Origin of the sequence: Microcoleus sp. PH2017_09_SFU_O_A (assembly GCF_020738625.1) — a bacterium.
In the GTDB taxonomy this organism is placed as follows: domain Bacteria; phylum Cyanobacteriota; class Cyanobacteriia; order Cyanobacteriales; family Microcoleaceae; genus Microcoleus.
In genome coordinates, this window is sequence record NZ_JAEQCF010000164.1 from 1 (window position 1) to 3,925 (window position 3,925).

Sequence of the window (3,925 nt, forward strand, 5' to 3'; positions counted from 1 at the left end):
CCAGTTGCTTTGGTTGCTCCTTCCATCAACGGCTAAGTTTTAGCTTGAGATAAACAGAAAGCGCCCCTAGAAATAGGGGCGCTTTTTGTTTGGGAAAAAATATTTTTGCGAACAATCAAACTCGGCGGTTGAAACCGAGCATTGTCAGCAACAGGCAAGATACCTGTTCCACAAGAAAATAGAGTCTTTGCATTGTCAGCAACAGGCAAGATGCCTGTTCCACAAGAAAATAGAGTCTTTGTGGAACAGGCATCTTGCCTGTTCGTAAAAGGCTAATTGAGCATGGTGCAAGATCTCAGATATTATGGAAAAGCGATCGTAAAAGGTAAGTCAAATGGTTGTCGCAATTTCTAAAGCAGGATTGGGTACAGGTGCGACTTTTCTGTCAAACGTGACATGGGAGACTCTGGAAAAGTTGGATGCAGATTTGGCAGACATTGGGGCGCGTTTAACTTATTTGGATGGGTGTTTAGAAATTATCGGTTCTTTTTCTGATGCTCATGAAGAACCTAAAAATACTTTAGGTCAGGTTTTAGAAATGTATATGCGGACGAAAGACATTCGTTTCTATGGGCGCGGTAGTACAACTATCGGGATGAAGGAGTTGGGTGCACGGAAAGAACCAGATGAGTCTTATTGTTTGGGTACGCGCAAGTCGGTTCCAGATTTGGCGATCGAGGTGACAGTGACAAGTGGTGGAATTGATACGCTGGAAATCTATCGTCGGGTGGGTGTGCAGGAGGTTTGGTTCTGGGAGGATGGGGTAATTTCGGTTTATTGTTTGCGCTCTACGGGGTATGAGTTGGTTAGTAAGAGTGAACTTTTGCCGGAGTTGGATTTGCGATCGATCGAGTTTTATTCGCGGATGGCGGATCAATATGATGCGGTGAATGCTTTTGTGCGATCGATGATTTAACAAACCCGGCGGTTGAAACCGCGTCTACAAAAACAAAGTCTGCCTCCGCAGACTAAGAAATAAATGGGTGGAATGTTACTTGGATTGAATATATTCTTTAAATACAGGATTAATCTGAAATTGCGATCGCCCTCCTACTAACATTTTTTGCACTAAGCCACGCCGCGCTAAAGATTGTATGGCTTGCCACAATTGCGATCGGGATAATTCACTATCTGCTGGTGCGTGGGAAATATCTACCGCATCATCTTGACTTGCTAACCAGTAGAACGCCTTTTTTTCCGAGTCTGATAAACGCTCTAGGTGAGATTCTAAAAGGGGTTCTAAGTCACCTAAAAATAAATCTGTTCCATCCGCTAAAAACAGGGAAACGCTACCATCAAATAATTCCCAAATTGTTGCAGCGATGATATTTAGCCAGGAAGGATGTCCTTGATAAAAGGCGATCAAGTCTGACCATTTTTCCTCATCAGCTAATCCTTTTTCTCTGATAATTTCTGCGGCTTGTTCTCCTAAGCCTTTGAGGTGTAATGTTCGTGCGGGTCGGTTTAGTGCTTCTAAAGCAGTAATTTCTCTGGGTTTTTCCCAACTGAGGAGGATTAAACAACTCTGATGAGAGGATGTGGCAATTTGTTTGAAAAATTTGCCGTAATCTTCATAGCCTGTTAAATATTGACCTGCTAATTGACTGCTACTAAAAATATTTTGTACGTCATCAAGGATTACTAAACAGCGAGAGGATCGGAAATAATCGATGATTGTGGGTAATGGGGGTTGTGGCGATCGCCCAAAAAATTGCTTGAGTTCGGTTTGGAGGGTGGAAAGTGTGGGTGTGTCAGCGAGGCTTAACCAGATAATATAATCAAATTCGGTTTGAATTTGTTCGATGAGTTTGAGGGCGATCGCGCTTTTGCCAATTCCACTTAAGCCGTAGACGGTTATCAAGCGGGTGTGGGCTTGTAAAATCCATTGTTTGAGGGTGGAGAGTTCGGAAGTGCGGTTATAAAAGCTTGTTAATTCGGGTGCGTCTGTTAAATCGATGATTGGGGATTGATTTTTATTTTGGGGAGAGTTAGGGGGATTGGGCGATCTGATTTTTGTATCTTCAATAGTTTGTATAAATTGACCCCCGATGTTAATATTATCAATTTGTAATAAACAGTGACCTAATTGGGAAGCTTGAGAAACTCTATACTTTTTCTCTAACTTAGAACGAAAATTTAATTTATTAAGGTCTTCTCCTAATTCCTCACGCAACTTTTCCCATAACTTAGCCGCTTCTTTTTTTACGTGAGATTCACTACAATGGAAGTCTTTAGCGATTTGAGGATATTTTTGTCTTTGCCAAACACCCATCAGTATTGCTTCCTGTATAGGTGTAAGATGTTCTCCAGTTTTGTCAAAAATCGAATTATTCGCCCATTCTACAACATCTTCAACATTCATGGGTCTGGGTTGAGTGCGGTTGAATGTACTATATCCTACTAAATCCTACTTTGTCAACTGAATTGTACCAAATCCTACTAAATTGGTTCGGGATGGTTAGAAAAATTGGGTACTAAATCCGACTCTTTTGAGTTGTCAAAGCTAAAACCGACAAAATATAATCATTGAATAAAAATAAAACACAATCGAATTCAATAAAGTTGAAGTAGTGTTTTATAACCTATATAAATTATTCTGCTCTTGCTCAAGCCCAATTAATGACTTTTCTGAACAATGAGGATAGTCAAGAGAAATAACATTATGAAAAAATTGGCTATTATTGCGACCACACTCGGCTTTTTGTCTCCTCTGTTCTTTTCAGGTACAGCCCAAGCACAATCCCTTGCCTCCAAAAGAGTATGCCTCCAGAGTGGTAAGTATGTAGTCTTCGCTCAACAGCCTGTGTTTTTTGGTGCGTGGAATGTTCAGGGTTTATTGAATTACTGGCTTCCTCCAGAGCTAAGGAAACCAGGTGGAGATATATTACCAGGACAAGGTATTACAAATACGGAACTTTCCCACGAACATATCTTCTTCTGCGATAGTGGTGAGATAGTTGATAACATTGGTTTTGGTCCAGAAGGAAGGTTCAAATACTCCAAAAATTCACTTAACAGTGGGAAAGAACCTAACGGGGGTAACGTAAATAATTTCGTGCCAATCGATCGTGAGAAATATAATCCTAATATTGTGCGTTTAGTTGTGAGCGAGTTCCGTAGAATTCTTCCAGATCGATGTGTACTTCAACCAAGAGATGGTAAATACGAGCTAATCGGAAATAACTGCCAGAACTTCACAGCAAAGATTAGAGAGGAATATTGGCGTAAAATGTTTGTAGGTACATGGAGAGGAAATGGTTACACTTGTGAAAGAGGAGGATTAACAGAAGAAGTACAGATTTCTGTTAGTGGTAATTCTCTAGTTGCCAAAAAGATTATAGGTGATAACTGTGTACCAGCAGGAAATATAACTTTTCAAGGAACAATTCCCCAATCTGTATCAAAGGGTAGTTCTTTTTCTGTCACTTTTAAGACTGGTTGGCCAGATAGACCAGCTTGTTGCTCTGCTGAAAATCAGCTAAGTATTGTAGATGCAAATACATTTACTGCTTGGGGTATTAGGTTTACTAGAATTGATTAATTGAAATTAAATTCAAACTTCATAAGTAGCAGAAGAAGCGCGATCGCAATATCTATTGGTAATCAAATTGCGATCGCACTTCTTCAACAATCTCGACCAACCTCATGGGATGAAAAGCCGACTTACACCCATATAGCCATTAATACCAAGCACAATCTCTATTAGACTCTCAACACAACGTTCTCGATATTCCGAATCATTCAGTAATCTATCAGCATTTCCAATCGTAATCACAGGTAATGAATTAGGAGTATTTTCTTCGCGCATTACTTGTTCCAAAGAATCCTGGCTCTCCTGACTTTATGGTGTATAATGTAACAAACAATACATTTACTGTCATGGACTTTTATTTAGACTATATATTAGACTTGCCTGGAGTCAAGA

3 protein-coding genes are annotated in these 3,925 nt (G+C 40.0%); 2 read left to right on the top strand and 1 reads right to left on the bottom strand.

The genetic code is table 11. The features are described from left to right. Nucleotides 1-334: 334 nt before the first annotated feature. Nucleotides 335-916 carry a Uma2 family endonuclease gene (locus tag JGK16_RS32170; protein WP_293193930.1) on the top strand — a complete coding sequence of 194 codons (582 nt, stop codon included), beginning with the start codon at nucleotides 335-337 and terminating at the stop codon, nucleotides 914-916. Nucleotides 917-991: 75 nt separating this feature from the next. Here JGK16_RS32170 and JGK16_RS32175 read toward each other — a convergent pair whose 3' ends face one another. Continuing rightward, nucleotides 992-2,362 (bottom strand): ATP-binding protein, encoded by a 1,371-nt coding sequence (locus JGK16_RS32175; RefSeq protein ID WP_293193929.1) that lies wholly within the window; start codon nucleotides 2,360-2,362, stop codon nucleotides 992-994. 300 nt (nucleotides 2,363-2,662) lie between these two features. Between JGK16_RS32175 and JGK16_RS32180 the strand changes: the two genes are divergently transcribed. Next, nucleotides 2,663-3,541, top strand: a complete 879-nt coding sequence (locus JGK16_RS32180; protein WP_293180785.1) for a hypothetical protein — start codon at nucleotides 2,663-2,665, stop codon at nucleotides 3,539-3,541. The last annotated feature ends 384 nt before the right edge of the window (nucleotides 3,542-3,925 follow it).

Excerpts from the sequence above, each read along its gene's own strand:
- JGK16_RS32175 (WP_293193929.1), bottom strand. The coding sequence starts at position 2,362 with ATGAATGTTGAAGATGTTGTAGAATGGGCGAATAATTCGATTTTTGAC.
- JGK16_RS32180 (WP_293180785.1), top strand. The coding sequence starts at position 2,663 with ATGAAAAAATTGGCTATTATTGCGACCACACTCGGCTTTTTGTCTCCT.
- JGK16_RS32170 (WP_293193930.1), top strand. The coding sequence starts at position 335 with ATGGTTGTCGCAATTTCTAAAGCAGGATTGGGTACAGGTGCGACTTTT.